This is a genomic window from Stenotrophomonas maltophilia (assembly GCF_013464915.1).
In the GTDB taxonomy this organism is placed as follows: Bacteria; Pseudomonadota; Gammaproteobacteria; order Xanthomonadales; family Xanthomonadaceae; genus Stenotrophomonas; species Stenotrophomonas maltophilia_AT.
This window is the reverse complement of sequence record NZ_RAVT01000023.1, coordinates 16,547-39,643: the sequence shown is the minus strand read 5'-3', so window position 1 is coordinate 39,643 and position 23,097 is coordinate 16,547. Positions and strand designations below refer to the sequence as shown.

Sequence of the window (23,097 nt, the reverse complement as noted above, 5' to 3'; positions counted from 1 at the left end):
ATGGCTGGCCGGATCGGCTTACTTGCGCTTCTTGCGCACGTACAGCACCAGCGAGTGCTCTTCCAGCTCGTAGCCGTGGTCGGCTGCGATCTTGCGCTGCAGCTCCTCGATCTCGTGGCTTTCGAACTCGATGATCTTGCCGCTGTCCACGTCGACCATATGGTCGTGGTGGCCGCCACGGTCCAGCTCGTAGACGGCCTGGCCGCCTTCGAAATTGTGCTTGAGCACGAGGCCGGCGGCCTCGAACTGGGTCAGCACCCGGTAGACCGTAGCCAGGCCGATCTCATCGCCATGCTCCAGCAGCTGGCGGTAGATGTCTTCGGCGGTCATGTGGTGCTGGGCATTGCGCTGTTCGAGCAGCGCCAGGATCCGCATCCGTGGATGGGTCACCTTCAGGCCGACTTTTCGCAGGTCGTGGGTTTCCATAGGTCTCCGTTCATTGGCGATTTAGCGCCAGCTGCCTCGGATTGGGTCGCGGTGGCACGCCGGGAGTGTATCATCGGTTTGATTTCCCCAACCGCCAGTCCCGATGCGCAATCTCCTGTTGGTCGCCGCCGTCGCCCTGTCCACCACCGGGTGCGGCATCATCTACAAGCAACCCATCTATCAGGGCAACCTGATCCGGGAAGATGCCGTGGCCAAGCTGCAGGTCGGGCAGAGCAAGCAGCAGGTCACCGCGCTGCTGGGCACCCCGTCCATTCCCGATCCGTTCCACGCCCAGCGCTGGGACTACACCTCCAGCCAGCGCGTGAACCGCCTGGGCCGTACCGAAGTGAAGAACTTCGTGGTGTTCTTCGATAATGACACCGTGACCCGTTGGGAAGGCGACTACTTCCCGGGCAACGACAAGGCCCTGGCCCAGCAGACCGTGCGCCAGTTCGGCCGCAACCTGCCGAAGGACAAGAAGAAGAAGGGCCGCTGAGGCCCCCTGCCCGTCCCCACGGACGGGTTGCGGGCATCAACCGCCGAGCGCGCGTCGCCGGCGGTTGTCCTTGGGGTCGGCCTGCAACGGGCGTAGCAGCTCGATGCGGTCACCCTCCAGCAACACCTGCTGCGGGCGCGCCAGTACGCCATGCACGGCCACAGCCGGGCATCGGTCACTGCCTTCCAGTGCGGCGGCGGCAATGGCATCGGCCACGGTCGCGCCCTCGTCCAGCTGCAGCCGGCGCGACAGCACCTGCTGCGGCCAGGCCAGCACCACCTCGACCTCGATCATCGCTCAGGCCTCGTCGGCGACGCGGACGAAATCATTGACCATCCGATCGGCCAGACCCTGGAAGCCGATCGCCAGGGCCGGTCCCAGCAGGCGCGAGCTGGGTTCGAATTCCAGGGTCAGGGTGACCTTGCAGGCGTCCTCGGCCAGCGCATGGAATTCCCAGCGGCCGTGCAACTGCTTGAACGGGCCATCGCGCAGCTGCATGTCGATGCTGTGCGGGCGCTGCAGGGTGTTTTCGGTCTGGAACCAGGTGCTGAACGAACCCAGGCCCAGGTCCAGGCGCGCCACCAGCCGGTCCTCGCCCTGCTCCAGGATCTGGGCAGCCGAGCACCAGCGGAAGCGGCGCGGATAGGCCTGGACATCGTTGACCAGGTCGAACATGCGCGCGGACGAATGCTCGACCAGGGCGCTGCGGCGGATAGTAGGCATGAATACAGGACGTTTCGGCAATCGACCGGGCGGGCCCGAATCGGAGACAATACGGAAATGAGCAAGAACAGCGGCAAGGATAAAGCAAAGAGCGCGACGGCCAACAAGACCATCGCGTTGAACAAGCGTGCCCGCCACGAGTACCACATCGAAGAGCGCTTCGAGGCCGGCCTGGCCCTGCAGGGCTGGGAGGTGAAGTCGATCCGCGCTGGCCGCGGCAACATCATCGATGCCTACGCCTACGTGAAGCACGGTGAGATCTTCCTGATCGGCGCCCAGATCACCCCGTTGATCCAGGCCTCCACCCACGTGGTGGCCAACGACCGGCGCGAGCGCAAGCTGCTGCTGCACCGGAGCGAGATCGACAAGCTGGTCGGCAAGGTCGAGCGCGATGGCTACACGATCGTGCCCACCGCGATGTACTGGAGCAAGAACAAGATCAAGCTCGAAGTCGCGCTGGCCAAGGGCAAGCAGACCCACGACAAGCGCGATGCCGCCAAGGACCGCGACTGGGCGATCGAGAAGCAGCGCGTGATGCGTCGCGGCAACCGCGACGCGTAAGGCTGCAATGCCGGGCCATGCCCGGCGGCCTTGGTTTTCTGTAGCGCCGAGCCATGCTCGGCTGTCCTGGCTCGGCTTCGGCAAAGAAGCAGTCGAGCATCGCTCGACCCTGCAAAAGGCGGGTCACCCCGCCAGTACGCCCTGCCCGCGCATGCGCGGCGCCAGCGCCGCGTGCATCACCGCCAGGTGCATCACCACCGCCAGTTCCGGCGCGTAGCGATCATCCCCCTCCCGCCACTGCTGGGCCAGCTGCGCGGCATCATCGGGCAGCAACGACAGCAGCTGGGCATCATCCAGCGCATCGGCCGCGCCCTGCAGCTGGCGCGCCAGCTGCCGCGACTGCCACACGTGCACGCCAATGCTGAGACTGGCCAACGACATCAGGACCACGGCCAGCCCGTGCTCGAACCACTGCGACAGCACTTCCGGCCCCCACAGCAGGGCCGCCAGTACGGCCAGTCCCGGCAGGCGCCAGCCGAGCCAATGGATGCGACCGCGCTGTGACCAGTGCACCACCACCGCGCTGGCGATCAGCGCGGCCGCAGCCGTGGCCGGCAGCTCGGTCAGCCAGGTGGCCGCCAGCAGCACCGCCAGCACCGCCCAGACCCAGCCCGGCGGCAACGCGCGCCGCTGGTAGTCGGCACCGACCGGCCCGATCAGCTGTCGCAGGCTGCGTTGTTGGCTTGCATCGGTCACCCACCGTCTCCGTGTCTGTCCTGGCTTGGATGGTCGTCGCCAGTGTGTCGCAAATTCGTGCCAATGAAGTTACCAATCCGCTATGACGGTGGCTCTACAACTTCTTGCGGATTGCCAGAATGGACTGGCAGGCGCCAACCCTGCGGACCGGATACCCCGGCATGCCGATCAACGCTGCCCATCTTCTGCAACGCTGCAGGCAGACGCCGCAGCGCGCAGCAAGGGGCCCACCTCCAGGCGTGGCGCAGGGCCGCCGGCCGGAAAGGCCGTTGCAAGCGCCTTCGCCGCACGGTCGGCCTGCGGCTGCACGTACCAGGCGCTCTCCGCTGACAGCGCCTGGCCGCGCACCTGCTGCTCGAAGCGGTACTGGCCCCAGTAGATCGCCAGCGGCTCTTCCAGTGCATTGAGCGGGTTGGGCAGCGCCAGGGCCTCCGGGCACAACGCGGCGAAGGACTCGGCCAGGATCCGCCGCTGCGGCACTGGCTGTCCCGCCGAAAGGAAGTGACTGAACTCGTGCATCACGATCGGCGCCCAGTCGTCGTCGCTCTCGAACGTCGAGAACAGCAGGATGTAGCCACCGCGCAGCTTGGCCTGGGTTCGTTCCGCCTCGGGCCACCATACGAAGCGGACCTGGAAGACGGGCGAATCTTCCACGTTGAAGAACGCCTTCATCTGCTGGGCCAGCGCCAGCACCGCAGGCGCGGCCAATTGCCGGGCAAGCGACGCCTGCTGCGCAACAAACGGCGCCTGGGTCGCCAGCAGCTGTTCGGCACGTGGCGCGAAGTGCGCGTAGTAGCGGCGCAGCAGCAGCTGATCCTCCCTGCCCTGCCCTTCGATAGCGGCTTCAACAGCCGCGGGGAAGGAGGGTGCGGCAAGGAAATGCCTCGCGTAAGGATCGCCGGTGCGGGTGTCAGCGCCCGCGAACAGGCGATCAGCCGGCGCCGACGGCTCCGAACCGCTCCGCGCAAGCGGTGAGGTGCGCTGCCGGAAAGCCGCGTAGTCGGCCAACAGCGCCCGGTCCTGATCGGTCAGGCCAAAGCGGCGTTGCCACGCTTCCCGATACACCGGCGAGGTGTATCCAGGCAGCCAGTCCGGCAGGTTGTCCAGCAGATTGAACAGATCCAGCGCCCGGCTGTAGCGGACCTCCACCGAATAGGGCGGCTCCGCCGCCTGGAGCGTGCAGAAAGGCATCGCCATCAGGACGGCGAGTACAGCGGCAGCACCACGGAATCGCAGAATGCGGGAGCTGGAGGGCATGGCCGGGGCCGTCCGCGGAAGGGCGTTGGCCGATTCGAGCACGCCGCTGCTGTGACCACAACGTGCCGGGCGGCATGGGCGGAGCCGGCGATGGGGGATGGCCGGTCCGTCGGCTCCATCGCGCATTGCCCGGCTACGGCTCCCGTGCGTGACTGTTCAGCCGTATTGCCGTAACATTCGCGGCGTTGGGCAGGCCCTGCCCGTGGCGACACGGAATCGGCCCTGTACCTTGCAGCACTGTAGAAACCGGGGGTGCATTGGTTTCGACGGGGGTTGTGAAGTCGCCTGGCGCATGCCGAGGGGGTAGCTTTCCTCGTAAATCCAGCTGCAAAACTCTAGTTGCCAACGACGACAACTACGCTCTGGCCGCTTAAGGCCTAAGCCTCGAAACCGCTTGTGTCCATGCTCGCGGTGTAGAGTCACTATCATGGAATCGCGCTGGGTGGCTGCCTGTCAGTCCGGCACTAGAACACAACAGGCTGGTTCCCGGATGCGCTTTGCACGCCGTGCTGTTCGGGGACGAGATTCAACGGCGAGCTAAGCATGTAGTGCTGGGGATGGAGTGCCTTCGGACGGCGGTTCAATTCCGCCCACCTCCACCATCTGTATGGCCTGTCGAGGCCGCAAGAAGCCGGATCTCCCGCAACGGAGTTCCGGCTTTTTTGTGCCTGCTCGTCTGGAAGGCTGTAACTCCAAAGCCTTTTCATTGCATCATTCCGGCCATCAAGACCCCGATCTCCTCCAAGGAAGATGTGATGAAGAAGCTGCTCGTCCCTGCCCTGCTGATTGCCGCACTGTCCGGCTGCATGCCTACCAAGCAGGCATCCCCCGAGCAGATCAAGGACGCTCCGGCCGCACGCATTTTCCCGATCGACGCCCAGGGTGAACCCACGGGCACCATCACGGTCACCCGCGACGTTGGATTCGTGGGCAGCGGCTGCTACATGGGCGTCATGGTCGATGGGAAGATGGCCGCACATCTCGACCCCGCCGAGCGCCTGTCCCTTGTCCTGGCCGAGGGGCGCCACGTGCTGACCGCCACGCCTGTCCAAGGGCGGGGCCTCTGCGGCGTGCTGCAGTCGGAGAAAACCAATAATTCCCGCCGGCGCTCGACCGAAATCAACGTCCGCGCCGGCGCCACGCAGGCCTATCGCCTCTACTCCTCCGCTGAAGAGTTCCCGGTGATCGAACCGGCGTTCTGATTCCTGCTCCCGTCAGAAGGATCTGCCATGAAAGCTGCCCTCACGATGTCCCTGCTCTTCGCCGCATTCGCCGCAACTCCGGCCACGCATGCGGCGGCACCGGCCATCGCACCGCCCGGCACCGCCACGCTGGAAGCGCTGCTGGCCTGCAGGGCCGGCTCGAACTTCAGCGAGGCCGACGCCATCGATGCACTGCAGGCGGCCGGCCTGGCCAAGAAGCCAGGCGGCACCTTCGAGCCGGAGGACAAGCCAGTCGCCCTGTTCGGCGGCACCGTCACCAGTGCCGACGTGAACGTGGCCGAGGGCGAGAAGAGCCTGTTCGTCTACTTGAACGGCGTTGACTCCAAGCGTCTGGCCAAGGCGTGGTCAGTGACCACGGTCAACGAGCACGCCAACACGGAGGAGCCTTCATACGTGAAGGCCATCGACAAGCGCCACACCCTGCACGTGATCGCAGGCGACGACTACGAAGGCTATTCCGCTGCCGTGAAGTGCCAGATCACCCGGTAACGGCATCACCTGCGCTACAACCAACGCCGCACACGTTGGCGGAACAACGGATACACCTCGGGGAAGCGGGCCAGCAACGCCCGCTCTTCCGGCATGATCTGCAGCCAGGTGATGTACAGCACGAACAACGGCACAACCAGCAACGCGATCATGTTCTGCAGGTACAACATCGCACCGGTCAGGATCGTTGCCTGGCCCAGATACATCGGATTGCGCGTGTAGCGGTACACGCCGTGCGTGACCAGCGCGCTCGATGCCGAAGGGCGCAGCGGATTGACCGTGGTGCGCGCCCTCTGGAACGCGAGCTTCGGCAGCAGGTTCAGCGCCACACCGATCGCCGTCACCCCGCCTGTCATCAGCGCCGGCATCGGCAGGGGCACCACCGCATCCGGCCACAGCCGGCTACCCAGCCAGCCGATTCCCGCGCACAGCAGCATCACCAGCGGCGGCGGGATCCGGGTCTCAAACCACGTCATCGCAGTCCCTGCATCGCTCCATTCACCCCAGTGTCACACGAACCTGCCTGAATCGCCTGCACGACAGCGGCCCAGGGGGCCAAACCGACCGCCCGGTATCTTCCGCTTTGACAGGCCGACCGCTAGAGTGGCGCGACCGCGCAGGAGGATCGTATGGCTACCACGGGCTTGGGCTTCATCGGCCGCACGACCCTCATCATCACCGTGCTGCTCACCCTGGGCGGCTGCGCGACATTGCGCCAGTTCGGCCCTTCGGTGCAGGTGGCTTCGGTCACGCCCGGCCAGTACATCGCGCTCAAGCGCGGCGACATCCTCACCACCGGCAAGCTCAGCTCGGCAACGATGGAAACGCTGCGCGTGGCCGGCCTGGATGAAGGCGTCTGCGCCAAGCCGGGCCTGCCCTGCATCGAAGCGATGGAAGGCAGCATCGTGGTGCGCGAGGAGGACAAGCGTTCGAGCCTGGCTGAGTTGTGGCTGCAGTATGCGATGACCCTGCCCGCGCCGAAGCGTGAGTACTCCACTTCCGGCCGTGCCAAGAGCGCGATCACCGAGCTGGATGCCGATTTCCAGCCGCGCCTGGACGCGTGGATGCAGGTCGCGCGCCAGGCCTACGCCTATCTGTTCTTCACCGAGCGCACCGCCAACCAGCGCGGCTTTGAAGACCGCCAGACCCAGGTGCGCGACTACTACAACCTGGCCGTGCAGGAGGCGTCGGTACAGCTGTACAACGCCTACGCCACCGGCCGCGTGCACAGCGAAGCCAGCCACTTCCAGCTGGGCCGATGGACCTTTGTGCTGGCCCCGTCCGGCGAACCCTCGCCCCTGGGTACGCGCACCCCCAGCGAACTGGTGCCCGCCGCATCGCTGTCGTTCACCGGCACGCTGCGCAGCGTGCATCGCCGCGATGGCTTCGGTGCCGAGCTGGTGGCGGTGATGGACGATCCTGCAGCCGCCACGACCACCACGCCGCCGGCAGCGACGCCTGCGACGCAGGCCAGCACTTCGGCCACGCAGAGCTGGAGCGAGATGCCGTCGCCGTCGATGACGGTGCTGCTGCGCTTCTCGGGAAAGAACCTGTGGGAAGTGCTGCACGACGACGAGCCGGAGCTGGAGATCCACGATCCCTACCAGGTCACCGAAGTCACCCTGCATGGCCAGCAGGTGCCGCTGGCCGCGAACTTCACCGCTGGCTACGCGCTGTGGCTGGCCCGTTCCAACTTCAGCCACCAGTCGCTGCGCTCGTTGTTCGGCGGCAAGGGCGGTATCGACACGCCGCACCTGTACATGATGCAGCCTTACGATCCCAATCGCCGCGTGCTGCTGATGATCCATGGCCTGGCCAGCAGCCCGGAAGCCTGGGTCAACGTTGCCAACGAGCTGATGCGTGACGACGAGATCCGCCAGGATTTCCAGATCTGGCAGTTCTATTACCCGACCAACATGCCCATCGCGATGAGCCACGATGCAATGCGTCATACGCTGGCCGAAGTGTTCAAGCATTTCGATCCCGGCGGCAAGGCGCAGGCGTCGCATGACATGGTGCTGGTCGGGCACAGCATGGGCGGCGTGATCGCGCGGCTGATGATCTCCTCTTCCGGCGATCATCTGGTGGATACGCTGCTGGCAACCGCGCAGATGACACCTGCACAGCAGGAACTTCTGCGCACCAGGGGCGCACCGGTGCTGACCTTCCTGCCGGAACCGGAAGTGTCGCGCGTGGTGTTCATCGCCACGCCACACCGCGGCACCGATGTGGCCGGCACCCGCCTGGGCCGCTGGATCGGACGCCTGGTGCGATTGCCGCTGACCGTACTGGAAGATGTGGCCACCATTGCCAACGACGGTCAGATCGACCGCAATGACGGCAAGCACGGCTACCAGATGAACAGCATCCAGAACCTGGACAAGGATGATCCCTTCGTCCGCGCGGTGGCCGACCTGCCGATGTCGCCGAAGGTGCACTACCACTCGATCATCGCGCGCGCCAAGGCCGATGGTCCGCTGGAAAAGACCGACGACGGGCTGGTGCCCTACTGGAGCTCGCACCTGCCGCACGCGGACTCGGAGAAGGTGATCGTGTCCGGTCACAGCGTGCAGGAAGCCACGCCGGCCATCGTCGAGCTGCGGCGGATCCTGCACGAGGACATGCAACAGCATGAGGCGGCAGCCAGATAGCCTTGGGCGACTGAGGGAAATCCCTCATCGCGCGTGCGCACCCACCCTCCTATGCTGGCCCCACATTCCCCGCAGGAGGTCCGCATGAACACGCAAGAGCCCAGCCGCCAGCCCAGGCCTGACCCGGCCGAGCGCGATGCCTTCTTCCCGTCGCCCTACTCGCTGTCGCAGTTCACCTCGCCCAAGAGCAACCTGTCCGGCGCCGACTATCCGGACGCACGCCGCGACGGTCGCTGGAAGGTGCTGATGATCGCCGCCGACGAGCGCTACCTGCCCACCGCCAATGGCCACCTGTTCTCCACCGGCAACCATCCGGTGGAGACCCTGCTGCCGATGTACCACCTCGACAAGGCCGGCTTCGACATCGATGTGGCCACGCTGTCGGGCAACGCCGCCAAATTCGAGTGGTGGGCGTTCCCGCGCGAGGACAAGGAAATCGGCGGACTGTACGAGCGTTACGCGTCGCGCTTCCGCCAGCCGCTGCCGCTGGACGAGGTGGTCGCCGGACTTGATGCGGATTCGGACTATGCCGCGGTGTTCATCCCCGGCGGCCATGGCGCCCTGATCGGACTGCCGCAGAGCCGCGCGGTGAAGGCCGTACTGCACTGGGCGATGGCCCAGCAGCGCCACATCATCACCCTGTGCCACGGTCCGGCCGCACTGCTGGCTGCAGGCGTGGACGAGGCCGATGGCGGTTCGCTGTTCCGCGGCTACCGCATCTGCGCCTTCCCCGATGCGATGGACCGGCAGACGCCGGAGATCGGCTACATGCCCGGGCAGTTGCCGTGGTTCTTCGGTGAGCGCCTGGCGCAGCAGGGCGTGCAGATCGTCAACGCCGGCATCGATGGCAGCGTGCTGCAGGACCGCCTGCTGTTGACCGGTGACAGCCCGTTGGCCGGCAATGCGCTGGGCAAGCTGGCTGCACGCACCCTGCTCGACACCCTGGCTGGGCGCTGAGCCGGATGACCGCGCTGGTGCAGGCGTTGCTGGAACTGGAACGCGCCCGCTCGCTGAGCGCGGTGGGTGCGGTCCTGCGCGGCATCGCGGCACCACTCGGCTATGACCGCGTGCTGGTGTTCGCCACCGGCACCGGGCTGGAGCGGGGTACACAACGCGTGTACTGGATCGAAGGCGACTGGTTCGGTGATGGCAGCGCTACCGAGCTTGCGCGCTACCTCCACGCCTGCCCGGTCAATCGCCACGTGCTGGACAGCGACGCGCCGTTCTTCTGGAGCAAGCGCCAAGGCGTTCGCGGCGAACGCTACCAGATAGTGAAGCAGCCACGCGGCGAAGGCCTGCATGGTCTGCAGGTGCCGGTGTTCGGCACCACCGGCCTGGAGGGCGCGATCAGCGTTGCCGGTACGTCGATCGACGCGTCGGCCAGCGCGCGCCTGCAGCTGGAGGCTGCTGCAACCGCAGCATTCCGGACCGCACGCCATCTGGCCGAATCGCCTGCCGAGCTCTCGGGAAGCGCGCTGAGCAACCGCGAGCGCGAAGTGCTGCGCTGGGTTGCCGCCGGCCGCCGGCAGGCTGAGATCGCGGCCACGCTTGGGCTTTCCACGCGCACGGTGGAGAACCATCTGCGCCACGCGCGCCAACGCCTGGGTGTGGCAACCACCGCGCAGGCAGTGCGTGCTGCCAGCCGCCGCGGCGAGATCGAAGACTGATCGCGGCAAGGCACTTCCGGCGGTCTGGTTCGCGTGTTACACACGTCATGCGCATGTGCGCGATTGCAGAAAGCAAGGATGATGCTTATGAAACTGCAACTGGCCGCGATGGCCGCGTTGGTGGTGGCAACTGCAACCCTGGCTCCGCTGGCGGACGCCAACACAAGGGTCCCGAGAGAGAATGTTTCCTGTGTGCCAGTGAATGTGGACCGCAACCGTGTCCACCACCACTGCACCGAAACCTACACCGATGAATTCGGCAACGTCTACACCGCCGAGTACTGGATCGACGAGTACGGCAACCCTTACCTGCGCGACTGAGCCGGGTGGGGACCGCGTCGGGCCGCCAGCCGGGCCGGCGCGCATGCAGCAGCCCTCGCGTAACGGAACTGCGGGCGCGGCGGCTGCACGACACGGCGCGAACGCGCGATTTCAGACACAAGGATGATGCCCATGAAACTGCACCTGGCCGCAATGGCCGCATTGGTTGTGGCAGTCGCTGGAATGATGTCTGCAGGTACCGCACGCGCGGGGGTTACCTCCCCGCCCGGCAGCGTGACCCGCTGCGAACCGTTTGAAGTGGAGCGTTACCGCATCCACCAGCACTGCATCGTGATCATGCCCGATGCCGACGGCGATATCTTCCTCACCGAGTACTGGATCGACGAGTACGGCAATCCGTACCTGATGTAAGCCCCCATCATCAAGGAGCGTAAGGATGAGACTGCAGAAAGGTTTGTCGGCATGTTCGTTTGCCGCCGTGCTTGCCGTGTCGATGCTGGCCCCGGTCGCCACCACGACGGCCGCCGAAGTCGTCGAGGTCCAGGAAGAATGCGTGCCCTTCCGCGTCGCTGGAAACGTGTTCCACCAACGCTGCACGACGTACGTGGTCTACGACGATGGCTCACGCGAAGTGACCGGGCATTACAACCGTGACGAAAACGGGATGATGTACGACCCCTGATCGCGCTCACGCGATCCGCCGGGCGGCGCTCTCACCGCCCGCCCGGCACCTGCCATCCGCCCATCCCGGCATACCACTGCCCTCGCCTTCCATGGCATGCTCCATGAAACCGTTTTCATGGAATGGAGGGATTCCACGATGTTGTCGCGTTTCCATCGCCCTGCGCTGTGCGCACTGTTGGCGCTTGCTCTGCCTGCCGTTGCCTGGGCCGCTGCGCCGGCGCCACTGAAGGTGATGTCGTTCAACGTCCGCACCCCGGCTGATGCCGAACCCGGCAAGCGCTGGCCGGACCGTCGCGATGCCATGGTCAAGGTCATCCTCGATGCACACCCGGCCGTGATCGGCACCCAGGAGCTGGTGAAGGAGCAGGCCGACTACCTGTCCGGGCACCTGCCGGGCTACCGCTGGTTCGGCGAAGGCCGCCGCGGTGGAAGCGGTGACGAACACATGGGCGTGTTCTACGACAGCAAGGTGCTGGCCGTCGAGGACTCCGGCAACTTCTGGTTGTCCGATACACCGGAGGTGCCCGGCAGCATCACCTGGGGCAACCTGTACCCGCGCATGGTCACCTGGGCCCTGTTCCGGCGCCTGGATGATGGCCGTCGTTTCTACTTCATGGATACCCACCTGCCCTACCGCGACGAGGACGAGCCGCGCCGGGTGAAGGGTGCCGAACTGATCGGCAAGCATCTGGCAACCCTGCCGACCGACCTGCCGGTGGTCCTGACGGGTGACTTCAACAGCGAGCCGGGTGGTGACACCTACAAGGCATTTACCCGCCTGCTGCAGGACACCCGCACGCAGGTGAAGGCTCCGCAGGGGCCACGCCTGACCTTCCACGATTTCACCGGCAAGGCCACCGTGCAGCTGGACTGGGTGCTGGTGCGTGGCTTCCATGCACGCAGCTTCGTCACCGATGACCGTCGCATCGACGGCGTGTTGCCGTCGGATCATTTCCCGCTGGTGGTCGAGCTGGATTGGCCTGAGTAGAATCCGATCGAATCCAAAACAATCATGCAGACTGAATGGACACACCCTGGCGCGAAGATGCATCCGTCTTCATTTCCTACGCTTGGGGTGGGCAGTTTCATGCAAAGGAATGGATCCGTAGCGACATTGTCCGCAACCTGGATTGGAAGTATCGCGTCTTCTGGGACAGGGACAGCGTCGGTTTCGGTCAGAACATCGACAAGCTGATCGAATGCGCGTTGGCGGAGCGCCCACTGATTGTTTTCTGCCTGTGTGACAGCGATTTTCTCTCGGCCATGTCGAGACCCGGCTCAGGATTGAATCGCGAACTGACCATGCTGGAGAAGCACGTCGATCAGTCCGACGTGCGGATCGTCCCAGTCATCCTCGACGCTGATGCCCGCGCAGCCCTCCCTCCTGTTCTACAAGGGCGTGCATACCTGGATCTCACCGAGCTGCATTCGGAGAGCATTCCATTGGGTGAATTCCTGCTCGCCGCAACCGATGGATCCACGCAGGCCCAGATCACACATGATGTACAGCAACGTCTCGAGTATCACGCACTGCGCAAACGAGCACTTTGCTGGCTTCAGGACCACGCAGTGGAATTTACCGGACTGGCAGGAACTCATGAAGTCTTCTGCAACGGCAGGCTGCTTACGCCGCCAGGCTGGATGTACGAGAGCCCCGACTGGAACTACATGATTCACGATGACAACGAGGACTTCTGTCCGACAAAGGGTCGCTGGTTCTGGGACCATGGCGGTCCTTCCCGCGCGATTCGGGCCCTGGGAACTGCCGTTGCTTCGGTGCTGTTCCTTGACCGTCTGAAACCGGAGTTGCATGGAGCATTCAATTCAGCCGGCTCCGTTCTTGCTGAAAAAGTGTTCCGCTACGTCAAGTCCCATGAACCATTTCATGTTGATGGAGAAGAGATCATTGGAACGTTACTGAACAGTTCCGAGGGCTACCGCGTGATGTCGCGTTTATTCCCACCTGCAGGCCAGGTGTAATCCTGGAAGCTTGGCTGTTGCTCCGTTCAGGATCACACTGCGGCGCAATCTCAATGCCGTGGCTGTCGCGACATCAACCGGTACAGCGCCTGATGCTGGTTGCGTGCCTGGAAGATGCGGGCACCGACCGCCAGAAACACGGAGATGCCGATCAGGCCCAGCCCGAGCATCTGGTCCGGCAGCCGCACGAAGCCGATCGCAGCCGCCATTGTCGCCAACACCATCAGCACTACGACCGCTACCGACAGCCCTGCGCCAGGCGGTCCCGGATCACCAAACAGCATGCGCTGGGTGTTGTGTTTGTCATCGCTCATCGCCTGCCCTCCTGGAATCTGCCCCACTAGTTACACCGCAGGGCCCGGTTCCGGCAGAGTCAGAAACGTCATGACTGTGACAACGTCCACAGCACACGCCGCGCTACGCTGCCCCCTTTCCCGAACTGTGGAGAAGGGCATGGCACATCAGAGTCGCCTGGCCGGTTTCATCATCGATTGCGAGGGCATTCCCGCCGACGAAGGCGCACGTTTCTGGGCGGCCGCGCTCGGCCTGCAGGCGCAGCCCGCCCATGCCGAAGACGGCGCCGAGTACGCCGACCTGCAGGGCGCGCCCGCGGGCCTGAACGTGGAAGTGCAGCGCGTCGATCACCCTTCGCGGGTGCACCTGGACATCGAGAGCGACGACATCGATGCCGAGGCAGATCGACTGGAAAAACTCGGCGCGCGACGGATCGGCTTCGTCAAACGCTGGTGGGTGATGGAAGCGCCCACCGGCCATCGCTTCTGCATCGTGCGCATGCGCGAACGCGCGATAGCGGCCAATCACTGGCCCTGAAAGCAGAAAGGGACGGAAGCCGCGGCGTCCGTCCCCTTGCGCCTACTGCAGCTGCGCCACGCTGGGTTGCTGCGGCGATTGCCCCCAGCCGCCCAGCGCCTTGTACACGCCAACCACACTGACGTTGACTTCGGCCTCGGCCGCCGCCAGTGCATCATCCGCCGCCAGCTGCGTGCGCTGCGCATCCAGCAGGGTCAGGAAGTCCTCCGAGCCCTCGCGATAGCGGATCTGCGCGAGCGACTCGGCACGTCGTGCCGCCTGCGCCTGCTCGACCACGATCGCCAACCGCGCCTGCTGCTTGGAATAGCGGGTCAGCGCGTTCTCGGTGTCTTCCAGGGCCAGCAGCACGGCCTGCTCATACTGCGCAGCCACGCCCTCGGCTTCAGCCTTGCTGGCACGCAGCCGTGCGCGCACGGTGCCGAAATCGAACGCGGCCCAGCTGAGCGACGGGGTCAACGACCAGGCCTTGTTGTTGCCATTGACCAGGCCACTGGCGTCGCCGCCGAGGAAGCCGACGAAACCGGACAACGACAGCCGCGGGAACAGGTCCGCAGTAGCCACGCCCACGCGTGCGGTCGCCGCCGCCAGGCGACGCTCGGCCACACGCACGTCGGCGCGCTGGCGCAGCAGTTCGCGGGTATCACCCAGCGGCAACGCCTTGGCGAACGCCGGCACTTCATGCGGTGCCAGCATCGCGGTCAGCATTTCCGGACGCTGGCCCAGCAGCACCGCCAGCCGGTTGCGCGACTGCGTCTCGGATACTTCCAGAAGCGGAATGTCGGCCTCGATCGCCTTCAGGCGCGCACGGCTGCTCTGCACATCCAGCTCGCTGCCGGCGCCCAGTTCCCAGCGCGCCTCGGTCAGCTTCTGCGTGTCGCGCAGGTTGACCAGGGTGTGCTGGGCCACGGCGATGCGCTTCTGCGTACCACGCAGCTCGAAGTAGTTGCGCGCCACTTCGGCGGCAACCAGTACCTGGGCATCGGCCAGGTTGGCCTGCTCGGCGTCCAGGTCGGCACGCGCGGCTTCTGCAGCACGGCGCTTGCGGCCGAACAGATCCAGCTCCCAGCCGGCGTCGAAGCCGAGCTGGTAGCTTTCACTGAACACCCGCTGCCCACCCAGCTGCGGATCGGGTTGCTTGCGGCGGTCGTAGCTGCCGCCTGCGGTGATGTGCGGGGCCTGGTCGAAGCGGCTTTCGACGAACACCGCACGGGCCTGGCTGACGCGGGCCACGGCCACGCGCAGGTCCAGGTTGTCCGACAGTGCACCGTGCACCAGTTCCTCCAGCACCGGATCGTCGAACTGCGCCCACCAGCTCGCGACCGGCGAGGTAGTGCTGAACACCTGCTGCTGTGCGCCCTGCAGCACCACCGGTTCCTGCACCGGTGCCTTGTAGTTGGGACCGACGCTGACACAGCCTGCCAGCACCAGGCTGGAGACGGCCATCGCCAACGTGCGGATCACCATGGCAGCACCTCGCCCAGGTAGGTGAAGCTGCCACTGGCGCCAGACTCGCCGATCAGCGCCATTTCCACGCTGGAACGTGCGCCTTCGCTGATTTCGATTTCGCCGTTGCCGCCGTTCATGTCGGTCTTCACATAACCCGGATGCACGGTGTTGACCTTGATCGGCGTGTTGCGCAGTTCGTAGGCCAGGCTAAGGGTCCAGCTGTTCACCGCTGCCTTGGACGCGTTGTAGGCCGGCACCTTGAAATCGTAGATGCCCGACGCCGGGTCGGCGTGCAGGGTCTGCGAGCCGAGCATGCTGGACACGTTGACGATGCGACCGGACTTGGCCTGCTTGACCAGCGGCAGGAAGGCCTGGGTGACCGCCACCAGCGCATACACGTTGGTGTCGAAGGTGCGCTTCCAGGTATCGAGCGACTGCTCCGACGGCGCCTGCGCCGGGTTCTCGATCATGATGCCGGCGTTGTTGACCAGGATGTCGAGGCGGCCGTGGCGCTGGCGCACCTGCTCGACCGCTTCGGCGATGCTGGCGGCATCGGTCACGTCCAGCTGGATGGCTTCCACCGGCAGGCCCTCGGCCTGCAGCTTCAGCGCCTGCTCCACGGCGGTCTCGCGCTTGCGGCCGGCCAGCAGCGTGTGCACGCCGGCCTGGGCCAGCTGGCGCACGGTCTCGGCGCCGATGCCACGGGTGGCGCCGGTGACCAGCGCGATCTTGTTCTGATGGGTGTTCATGGATTCATGCCTTGTGAGGGGAAAGCCGCCGCCGGCCAGTGACCGGCGGCGACGGGGTTCCATGTCAGTGGTGGATGGTCGGCTCGCCGTGCTGCACCAGCTGGCCACCGCCGTTGCGGGTGACGAACTTGCGCAGGGCCACGTAGAACACCGGGGTGAGGAACAGGCCGAACAGGGTCACGCCCAGCATGCCGGCGAACACGGTGATACCAGTCACCGAGCGCACCTCGGCGCCTGCACCGTGCGACAGCACCAGCGGCACGGTGCCGGCGATGAACGCGATGGAGGTCATCACGATCGGGCGCAGGCGCAGGCGGCACGCTTCCAGCGCAGCTTCAACGATACCCTTGCCGCCCATCTCCAGCTCTCTGGCGAATTCGACGATCAGGATCGCGTTCTTGCACGCCAGGCCCATCAGCACCACCAGGCCGACCTGCACGAACACGTTGTTGTCACCGCCGGTCAGCCAGACGCCGAACAGCGCCGACAGCAGGGTCATCGGCACGATCAGGATCACCGCCAGCGGCAGCGACCAGCTCTCGTACAGCGCGGCCAGCACCAGGAAGGCCAGCATGATCGCCACCGGGAACACGATGAAGGCGGCCTTGCCCTGGGTTGCCTGCTGGTAGCTCAGGTCGGTCCATTCGGTGGTCATGCCCACCGGCAACACCTTGCCGGCGATCTCGGTCAGCTTGTTCATCGCCTCGGCCGAGGACAGCACGCGCGGGTCGGCTTCACCGGCCAGGTCCGCTGCCGGGTAGCCATTGAAGCGCAGCACCGGGTCCGGGCCGAAGGTCTGCTTGATGGTGACCATCGAACCGATCGGCACCATCTCGCCACGATCGTTGCGGGTACGCAGCTTGCCGATGTCCTCGACCGTCTCGCGGAACGGACCGTCTGCCTGTGCGATCACCTGCCAGGTACGGCCGAACTGGTTGAAGTCGTTGACGTAGGCCGAACCCAGGTACGTCTGCAGCGTGTCGAACAGCTCGGTGAGCTGCACGCCCTGTGCCTTGGCCTTGACGCGGTCGACTTCGGCATCCAGCTGCGGCACGTTGGCCTGGTAGCTGCTGATCGGGAACGCCATGCCCGGCGTCTGCGCAACGGTGCCCTGCATCGCCTGCACGGCATTCTGCAGCGCGCCGTAACCCAGGTTGCCACGGTCCTCGATGAACATCTGGTAGCCGTTGCCGTTGCCCAGGCCCAGAATCGGCGGCGGCATCATCGCGAACGCGAAGCCTTCCTGCAGGCCGGCGATCTTCTGGTTGATCTCGGCATTGATCTGCGCGGCGGTACGGCCATGGCGCTCGGCGAACGGCTTGAGCGGAATGAACGCCACACCGGTGTTCGGCGTGTTGGTGAACTGCAGTGCGTTCAGGCCCGGGAACGAGATGGTGTGGGCCACGCCATCGGTTTCCTGGGCGATCTTGGCAACCTTGCGCAGCATTTCATCGGTACGCGCGATCGACGAACCTTCCGGCAGCTTCACGCCGGCGATCAGGTACAGCTTGTCCTGGGTCGGGATGAAGCCCGGCGGCACCAGCTTGAAGATCACACCGGTACCGACCAGCAGGACCGCGTAGACCACGAACACCGCGCCACGACGGCCGAGGATGCGGGCCACGCCACGTTCGTACTTCTCCGAGCTGGACTTGAAGAAGCGGTTGAACGGACGGAACACCCAGCCGAACAGGCGGTCGATCAGACGGCTCGGGCCATCCTTCGGCGCGCCATGGGCCTTCAGCAGGCGCGCGGCCAGGGCCGGCGACAGGGTCAGCGAGTTGATCGCCGAGATCACCGTGGAGATGGCGATGGTGACCGCGAACTGCTTGTAGAACTGGCCGGTGACACCGGACAGGAAGGCCATGGGCACGAACACGGCACACAGCACCAGCGCGATCGCCACGATCGGGCCGGACACCTCGCGCATGGCCTGGTGGGCCGCTGCGGTGGGCGACAGGCCTTCCTCGATGTTGCGCTCGACGTTCTCCACCACCACGATCGCGTCGTCGACCACGATGCCGATTGCCAGCACCAGGCCGAACAGGCTCAGCGTGTTGATCGAGAAGCCCAGCAGGTACAGCGCGGCGAAAGTACCTACCACCGACACCGGCACCGCGATGAGCGGGATGATCGAAGCGCGCCAGGTCTGCAGGAACAGGATCACCACCAGCACCACCAGCGCGATGGCCTCCAGCAGCGTGGAGACCACGGCCTTGATCGAGTCGCGCACGAAGATGGTGGTGTCATACACCGCTTCGTACTTCACGTCGGCCGGCATGGTCTTCTGCATCTCGTCCATCGTCGAGATGACCTGGTCGCGGATTTCCAGCGCGTTGGCACCCGGCGACTGGAAGATACCGATACCGACCGCGTTCTTGCCGTCCAGCTGCGAGCGCAGCGTGTAGTCACCCGCACCCAGCTCCAGGCGGGCCACGTCGGCCAGGCGCACGATCTCGCCATCGGTGCCGCTCTTGAGCACGATGTCGCCGAATTCCTTTTCGGTCTTCAGGCGGCCCTGGGCATTGATCAGGGTCAGGAACTGGCTGTTCGGCAGCGGTTCTGCACCGAGCTGGCCGGCCGACACCTGCACGTTCTGCTCGCGCATGGCGCGCACCACGTCGCTGGCGGTCAGGCCGCGCGAAGCCACCTTGTCAGGATCCAGCCAGGCGCGCATGGCGTAGTCGCCACCACCGAAGATCTGCGCGTCACCCACGCCCGGAATACGCGCCAGCGCATCCTTGACGTGCAGGCGTGCGTAGTTGCGCAGGTACAGGGTGTCGTACTTGCCTTGCGGCGAGGTCAGGTGCACCACCATCAGGAAGGTCGGCGACTGCTTCTGCGTGGTCACGCCCTGCCGGCGCACGTCTTCTGGCAGGCGCGCCTGCGCCTGCGCCACGCGGTTCTGCACCTTCACCGCCGCCGCGTCCGGGTCGGTGCCCGGGCGGAAGGTGACGGTCATCTGCAGCACGCCGTCGGAACCGGCGACCGACTTCAGGTACATCATGCCTTCGACGCCGTTGATGGCTTCTTCAAGCGGCGTGGCGACGGTCTCGGCAATGACCTTGGGGTTGGCGCCCGGATAGACCGTGCGCACGACCACCGACGGCGGCACCACTTCCGGGTACTCGCTGATCGGCAGAATTGGAATCGTGATCAGGCCGGCGGCGAAGATCACGATCGACAGCACCGCCGCGAAGATCGGCCTGTCGATGAAGAAACGGGAAAAGTCCATGGAGGAATTCCTGGGAAAGGCATTCGGCGGGCAACAGCCTCCCCGCCCCTCGCCGATATGACGAAGGCAGGGAAGGCTGCCGCTGGCGCCGGCAGCTAAGCGGGGACGCGGATCAGGAAACGGGGATCAGTGGTTCAGCGCGGCGGTGGCATCGCGGCCCGGTGCCGGCTTCGCAGCCTGGGGCTGCATCGCCACCGCCTTGGCCTGCACCGGCATGCCCGGCATGAAGACCTTCTGCACGCCGTCGATGATCACCTTGTCACCGGCGGCCAGGCCGTGTTCGACAATGCGCAGGCCGTCGGCGGTGCGACCGAGCTGGATGTCGCGGCGCTGGGCCTTGCCATCCTTGTCGACCACGTAGACGTACTTGCGGTCCTGGTCAGTCAGCACGGCCTTGTCGTCGATCAGCAGGGCCTGGAACTGACCGCTGCCGAGCAGCTGCACGCGGGCGAACAGGCCCGGGGTGAACTGGCGGTCGGCGTTGTCCAGCAGTGCGCGGACGCGGATGGTGCCGGTGCTGCGGGCGACCTGGTTGTCGAGGAAGTCGACCTTGCCCGCGTGCGGGTAACCCTCCTCACCGGACAGGCCGACCTTCACCGGCAGCTCGCTGTCACGCTCGCTCGGGCGCTCGCCCTTGCGTGCCATCTGGGCGTAGCGCAGGAAGGTGCTTTCGTCGGCATCGAAGTAGACGAACACCGTATCCAGCGAGACCAGCGTGGTCAGCACGCTGGCGCTGTCGCCGGCGGTGACCAGGTTGCCGGCGGTGACCATCGCGCGGCCGGCACGGCCGTCGATCGGTGCACGCACCTTGGTGAACTCCAGGTTGAGCCGGGCTGCGTCCAGCGCCGCCTGCGCGGCCTGCACGGCGGCACCGGACTGGTCGGCCGCCGCACGACGCTGTTCGGCGGTCTCGGTGGAGATTGCCTGCTGCTCGGACAGCCGCTTGGCGCGCTCGGACTCGCTGCGGGCCAGCGTGGCCTGGGTACGTGCACGGGCCAGTTCGGCGGCAGCGCGATCGTACTCGGCCTGGTAGCTGCGCGCGTCGATGGTGAAGAGCACTTCGCCCTTCTTCACTTCCTGGCCTTCGACATAGTTGACCTTGTCGATGTAGCCGGACACGCGCGGACGCAGTTCAACGCTCTGTACCGCTTCGACGCGGCCGCTGAATTCGTCCCACTGGCTGACCTGCTTGACCAGCACCGGCGCGGCGCTGACCTGCGGCGGAGGCGGTGCACCGGCTTCTTCGGCATGGCCGCCGCTGCAGGCCGCCAGCACGGCCGCGGCGAGAATCGACACGCCGACCATCGCGATGCGATGGCCGAAACGATGTGGGGTGGTATTGGGGGAAGTCATGGCATGCATCCGTACGGAGGGGTGGTACAGCTATATGAGAACGTGTTGCGAAAATCGGCGGCGCATACTGCGACCTCAACCATGGTCGAGGTCAAGCGACGCCTGCGGTATCGCGCCAAAGCGGAGGAACTTCCAGGTGCAGCAGGCCGCGCGGCAGCTCGGCATCGCTGCTGTCACAGCGGACGATGGCGCGGTTGTCGCGGCAACCATCCAGCAGCGAGACCACGCGCCGGCCGACCAGCAGCGAGCTGGGCCACTCGATGCAGGCATTGGCCGCGTTGGCCGGGGTACAGACGGGGCTGCAGACTTCCAGCATCTGCGCGCGCACGCCCAGCGCCTGCGCTTCCTGGTGCACGACCTGCGCGTACATGCGCAGCGCGGCGGTGGTGATCGAGGTCTCGCCGTAGCCCGCCCACGGTTTGGCGTTGGCCGGGCTGCCGATCATCACGTAGCGTCGCGCATGCACGTTGTCCTGCAGCAGCGGCAGCAGGTGACGCACCGCGTGCACGTGCGGCATCAGATCGGCCTGCATCGCGCCCATCAGTTCGTCACCGTTGCGGTCGACCACGCGACCGCGCCGGTACGGGCCGCCCATTGCGGCGATCACTGCCGCCAACGGGCGCGGGCGCTGCGCGATGCGTTCGGCCAGCGCGCGCGCCGAACCGTCGTCGCTGAGCGAACCCAGCAGCGTCTCCAGGCCCGGCTCATCGGCGAACTGATCGTGCAGCGCCGCCAACCGGCCCGGATCGCGGCCGACAACCAGTACCGGGCTGCCGGCCTCCAGCAGCGCGCCAACCACGCCCTGGCCGACGGCACCGGTGCCGCCCAGGACCAGGACTTCGGGCGTCAGCATCCCATTCACGGGACATTTCCTCCCAAATCCGGGATAGTCCCGATTCGGCGCAGTCGGTCACCCTTGTGAGGGACCAGGCGGATGGCGCCGCCACGCTGCTGACGCATGGGCGCGGTAAACTCACGAAAGTCCTTGTGTACCAAGGAACTCGGACGGGCTTCGACGGTCATCGCCAGGTCCAGGGTGTTCTGGCCGGCGTTCCGGAGTCGGGCAAGAATGTTGCGCAGGCTCATGGCGGACGGGCTCCAATTAACGAATGGCGCCACGATAGACCTCAAACCTTTACTTGATTAGTCCTGATTAAGGGGAATAATCATCCCGCTCCCGGTCCAATCGTTCTGTCACGATTGCCCCATCCCCGACGTCCTGGATCCCCGACCATGTCCCACGATCTCAACGAGACGCTGATCTTCGTCAAAGTGGTCGAGCAAGGCAGCTTCATTGCCGCTGCCAAATCGCTCGGCCTGCCCAAGACCACGGTCAGCCGCAAAGTGCAGGAGCTGGAAACGCGCCTGGGCGCGCGCCTGCTGCACCGGACCACGCGCCGCCTCGGCCTGACCGAAGCCGGTTCGATCTACCACGAACATTGCCAGCGCATCGCGCGCGAACTGGAAGAAGCCGAGAGCGCGGTGAGCCAGCTGCAGTCCGGCCCGCGCGGCTGGCTGCGCTTCACCGTGCCCTATTCGATCGGCATCACCTGGATCGCCCCGCTGCTGGGCCAGTTCCATGCGCAGTACCCGGAGATCCGCCTGGACATGCACATGGGCAACGAGAAGCTGGACCTGATTGCAGGTGAAGCGGATCTTGCACTGCGTGTGGGTGCCCTGCCCGATTCCAACCTGGTGGCGCGCAAGCTGGGCAGCCTGCGTACGCAGGTGTTCGCCAGCCCGGCCTACATCGAGCGCTATGGTGAACCGCTGCATCCGGAAGAACTGCAGTTCCATCGCATCCTGGCCATGCGCAAGCCATACCACACCGGCAATTCGCCGCGCTTCACCTGGCAGCTGGGCGAGAACGGCGGCGAGCTGCGTGACTTCCCGGTTACCCCGCTGATGACCGCCAACGACATGTCTGCGTTGAATGGGGCGCTGGTGTGTGGCGAAGGCCTGCTGCTGACCGGCGACGTGATGGCCAAGCCGTTCGTCGAATCGGGCATGGTGCGCCGCGTGCTGGCTGGCTGGACCGGTCCGGAAGTGGACTTCAACGCTGTGTTCGCCGGCGGCCGACTGGTCTCGCCGAAGGTGCGGGCGTTCGTGGACTTCCTGGTCGAGAAGCTCAACTTCGACGCCAATTACATGCTGGCGCAGTGCCCAGGCGCGAAGCTGGCGCAGCAGCAGAAGGCGCAGGAAGACGCGGCGCTGGAAAGCAGCGGCAAGCGGATTCTGGAAAAGGTGGCGGCGTCGGCGGCGTAATCCACAACGATGCCGCGCGCCAGTTTCCTGGTAGATGCCGACCTTGGTCGGCGCCGTTCGCAAAGCTCGTGACCGGGAACGCT

At 65.6% G+C, this 23,097-nt stretch carries 27 protein-coding genes and 1 other RNA gene; 15 read left to right on the top strand and 13 right to left on the bottom strand.

Annotation, left to right across the window (positions count from 1 at the left end; translation table 11 throughout):
• Positions 1 to 18: 18 nt before the first annotated feature.
• On the bottom strand, positions 19 to 426 hold the full coding sequence (fur, locus tag D7T59_RS08180; RefSeq protein WP_005409235.1) for a ferric iron uptake transcriptional regulator: 408 nt from the start codon (positions 424 to 426) through the stop codon (positions 19 to 21).
• A 103-nt stretch (positions 427 to 529) separates the two neighbouring features.
• Between fur and D7T59_RS08175 the strand changes: the two genes are divergently transcribed.
• Positions 530 to 922 (top strand): outer membrane protein assembly factor BamE, encoded by a 393-nt coding sequence (locus D7T59_RS08175; RefSeq protein ID WP_006434042.1) that lies wholly within the window; start codon positions 530 to 532, stop codon positions 920 to 922.
• Between the two features lie 36 nt (positions 923 to 958).
• Here D7T59_RS08175 and D7T59_RS08170 read toward each other — a convergent pair whose 3' ends face one another.
• Complete coding sequence (locus D7T59_RS08170; protein WP_180851999.1) at positions 959 to 1,216, bottom strand: RnfH family protein; 258 nt, start codon at positions 1,214 to 1,216, stop codon at positions 959 to 961.
• A 3-nt stretch (positions 1,217 to 1,219) separates the two neighbouring features.
• Positions 1,220 to 1,645, bottom strand: a complete 426-nt coding sequence (locus D7T59_RS08165) for a type II toxin-antitoxin system RatA family toxin (RefSeq protein WP_005409232.1) — start codon at positions 1,643 to 1,645, stop codon at positions 1,220 to 1,222.
• 57 nt (positions 1,646 to 1,702) lie between these two features.
• Between D7T59_RS08165 and smpB the strand changes: the two genes are divergently transcribed.
• On the top strand, positions 1,703 to 2,206 hold the full coding sequence (gene smpB / locus D7T59_RS08160; RefSeq protein WP_005409231.1) for an SsrA-binding protein SmpB: 504 nt from the start codon (positions 1,703 to 1,705) through the stop codon (positions 2,204 to 2,206).
• A 123-nt stretch (positions 2,207 to 2,329) separates the two neighbouring features.
• On the opposite strand, the gene D7T59_RS08155 is transcribed toward smpB, so the two are convergent.
• Positions 2,330 to 2,902 carry a hypothetical protein gene (locus D7T59_RS08155; RefSeq protein ID WP_180852001.1) on the bottom strand — a complete coding sequence of 191 codons (573 nt, stop codon included), beginning with the start codon at positions 2,900 to 2,902 and terminating at the stop codon, positions 2,330 to 2,332.
• Between the two features lie 168 nt (positions 2,903 to 3,070).
• Complete coding sequence (locus D7T59_RS08150; protein WP_343203086.1) at positions 3,071 to 4,201, bottom strand: hypothetical protein; 1,131 nt, start codon at positions 4,199 to 4,201, stop codon at positions 3,071 to 3,073.
• 206 nt (positions 4,202 to 4,407) lie between these two features.
• Between D7T59_RS08150 and ssrA the strand changes: the two genes are divergently transcribed.
• From ssrA to D7T59_RS08135, 3 genes are all read left to right on the top strand, one after another.
• Positions 4,408 to 4,761: a transfer-messenger RNA gene (gene ssrA / locus D7T59_RS08145) on the top strand.
• Positions 4,762 to 4,914: 153 nt separating this feature from the next.
• Positions 4,915 to 5,361 (top strand): lipoprotein, encoded by a 447-nt coding sequence (locus D7T59_RS08140; protein ID WP_075076051.1) that lies wholly within the window; start codon positions 4,915 to 4,917, stop codon positions 5,359 to 5,361.
• A gap of 27 nt (positions 5,362 to 5,388) precedes the next feature.
• Positions 5,389 to 5,871, top strand: coding sequence for a hypothetical protein (locus D7T59_RS08135; RefSeq protein WP_180852003.1), 483 nt, complete (start codon positions 5,389 to 5,391; stop codon positions 5,869 to 5,871).
• 14 nt (positions 5,872 to 5,885) lie between these two features.
• On the opposite strand, the gene D7T59_RS08130 is transcribed toward D7T59_RS08135, so the two are convergent.
• Positions 5,886 to 6,347, bottom strand: coding sequence for a methyltransferase family protein (locus D7T59_RS08130; RefSeq protein WP_180852005.1), 462 nt, complete (start codon positions 6,345 to 6,347; stop codon positions 5,886 to 5,888).
• 153 nt (positions 6,348 to 6,500) lie between these two features.
• On the opposite strand from D7T59_RS08130, the gene D7T59_RS08125 reads away from it, so the two are divergent.
• From D7T59_RS08125 to D7T59_RS08090, 8 genes are all read left to right on the top strand, one after another.
• Positions 6,501 to 8,522 (top strand): esterase/lipase family protein, encoded by a 2,022-nt coding sequence (locus tag D7T59_RS08125; RefSeq protein WP_180852006.1) that lies wholly within the window; start codon positions 6,501 to 6,503, stop codon positions 8,520 to 8,522.
• 84 nt (positions 8,523 to 8,606) lie between these two features.
• Positions 8,607 to 9,479: a glyoxalase III HchA gene (gene hchA / locus D7T59_RS08120; RefSeq protein WP_180852008.1), complete on the top strand. Its 873-nt coding sequence runs from the start codon at positions 8,607 to 8,609 to the stop codon at positions 9,477 to 9,479.
• A gap of 5 nt (positions 9,480 to 9,484) precedes the next feature.
• The gene (locus D7T59_RS08115) at positions 9,485 to 10,189 is read left to right on the top strand and encodes a PA1136 family autoinducer-binding transcriptional regulator (RefSeq protein WP_180852010.1); all 705 of its coding nucleotides are present in this window, start codon (positions 9,485 to 9,487) and stop codon (positions 10,187 to 10,189) included.
• A gap of 87 nt (positions 10,190 to 10,276) precedes the next feature.
• A complete protein-coding gene (locus tag D7T59_RS08110; RefSeq protein WP_180863265.1) occupies positions 10,277 to 10,510 on the top strand; it encodes a hypothetical protein in 234 nt (77 codons plus the stop codon).
• Positions 10,511 to 10,642: 132 nt separating this feature from the next.
• Positions 10,643 to 10,882, top strand: a complete 240-nt coding sequence (locus tag D7T59_RS08105; RefSeq protein ID WP_258013042.1) for a hypothetical protein — start codon at positions 10,643 to 10,645, stop codon at positions 10,880 to 10,882.
• Positions 10,883 to 10,907: 25 nt separating this feature from the next.
• Positions 10,908 to 11,153: a hypothetical protein gene (locus D7T59_RS08100; protein WP_164136543.1), complete on the top strand. Its 246-nt coding sequence runs from the start codon at positions 10,908 to 10,910 to the stop codon at positions 11,151 to 11,153.
• A 138-nt stretch (positions 11,154 to 11,291) separates the two neighbouring features.
• A complete protein-coding gene (locus tag D7T59_RS08095) occupies positions 11,292 to 12,143 on the top strand; it encodes an endonuclease/exonuclease/phosphatase family protein (protein ID WP_180852015.1) in 852 nt (283 codons plus the stop codon).
• Between the two features lie 35 nt (positions 12,144 to 12,178).
• Positions 12,179 to 13,135, top strand: a complete 957-nt coding sequence (locus D7T59_RS08090; protein ID WP_180852017.1) for a toll/interleukin-1 receptor domain-containing protein — start codon at positions 12,179 to 12,181, stop codon at positions 13,133 to 13,135.
• A gap of 50 nt (positions 13,136 to 13,185) precedes the next feature.
• On the opposite strand, the gene D7T59_RS08085 is transcribed toward D7T59_RS08090, so the two are convergent.
• Entirely contained in the window at positions 13,186 to 13,449 is a 264-nt protein-coding gene (locus tag D7T59_RS08085; protein ID WP_180852019.1) for a hypothetical protein, read from the bottom strand.
• A 139-nt stretch (positions 13,450 to 13,588) separates the two neighbouring features.
• Here D7T59_RS08085 and D7T59_RS08080 point away from each other — a divergent pair, with 139 nt between their 5' ends.
• Positions 13,589 to 13,966 (top strand): VOC family protein, encoded by a 378-nt coding sequence (locus D7T59_RS08080; protein WP_180852021.1) that lies wholly within the window; start codon positions 13,589 to 13,591, stop codon positions 13,964 to 13,966.
• A gap of 42 nt (positions 13,967 to 14,008) precedes the next feature.
• On the opposite strand, the gene D7T59_RS08075 is transcribed toward D7T59_RS08080, so the two are convergent.
• The 6 genes from D7T59_RS08075 to D7T59_RS08050 all read right to left on the bottom strand — a co-directional run bounded on the left by D7T59_RS08075 (position 14,009) and on the right by D7T59_RS08050 (position 21,835).
• Positions 14,009 to 15,430 (bottom strand): efflux transporter outer membrane subunit, encoded by a 1,422-nt coding sequence (locus tag D7T59_RS08075; protein WP_180852023.1) that lies wholly within the window; start codon positions 15,428 to 15,430, stop codon positions 14,009 to 14,011.
• Positions 15,424 to 16,161, bottom strand: coding sequence for an SDR family oxidoreductase (locus D7T59_RS08070; RefSeq protein WP_106549383.1), 738 nt, complete (start codon positions 16,159 to 16,161; stop codon positions 15,424 to 15,426). The genes D7T59_RS08075 and D7T59_RS08070 overlap by 7 nt, the downstream gene beginning before the upstream one ends.
• Before the next feature lie 64 nt (positions 16,162 to 16,225).
• The gene (locus D7T59_RS08065; RefSeq protein ID WP_180852025.1) at positions 16,226 to 19,396 is read right to left on the bottom strand and encodes an efflux RND transporter permease subunit; all 3,171 of its coding nucleotides are present in this window, start codon (positions 19,394 to 19,396) and stop codon (positions 16,226 to 16,228) included.
• Positions 19,397 to 19,522: 126 nt separating this feature from the next.
• Positions 19,523 to 20,749 (bottom strand): efflux RND transporter periplasmic adaptor subunit, encoded by a 1,227-nt coding sequence (locus tag D7T59_RS08060; RefSeq protein ID WP_164136550.1) that lies wholly within the window; start codon positions 20,747 to 20,749, stop codon positions 19,523 to 19,525.
• A gap of 91 nt (positions 20,750 to 20,840) precedes the next feature.
• Positions 20,841 to 21,611 (bottom strand): SDR family NAD(P)-dependent oxidoreductase, encoded by a 771-nt coding sequence (locus D7T59_RS08055; protein ID WP_164136551.1) that lies wholly within the window; start codon positions 21,609 to 21,611, stop codon positions 20,841 to 20,843.
• Positions 21,608 to 21,835: a hypothetical protein gene (locus D7T59_RS08050; RefSeq protein WP_049414419.1), complete on the bottom strand. Its 228-nt coding sequence runs from the start codon at positions 21,833 to 21,835 to the stop codon at positions 21,608 to 21,610. The genes D7T59_RS08055 and D7T59_RS08050 overlap by 4 nt, the downstream gene beginning before the upstream one ends.
• A gap of 147 nt (positions 21,836 to 21,982) precedes the next feature.
• On the opposite strand from D7T59_RS08050, the gene D7T59_RS08045 reads away from it, so the two are divergent.
• The gene (locus D7T59_RS08045) at positions 21,983 to 23,014 is read left to right on the top strand and encodes a LysR family transcriptional regulator (protein ID WP_005416157.1); all 1,032 of its coding nucleotides are present in this window, start codon (positions 21,983 to 21,985) and stop codon (positions 23,012 to 23,014) included.
• The last annotated feature ends 83 nt before the right edge of the window (positions 23,015 to 23,097 follow it).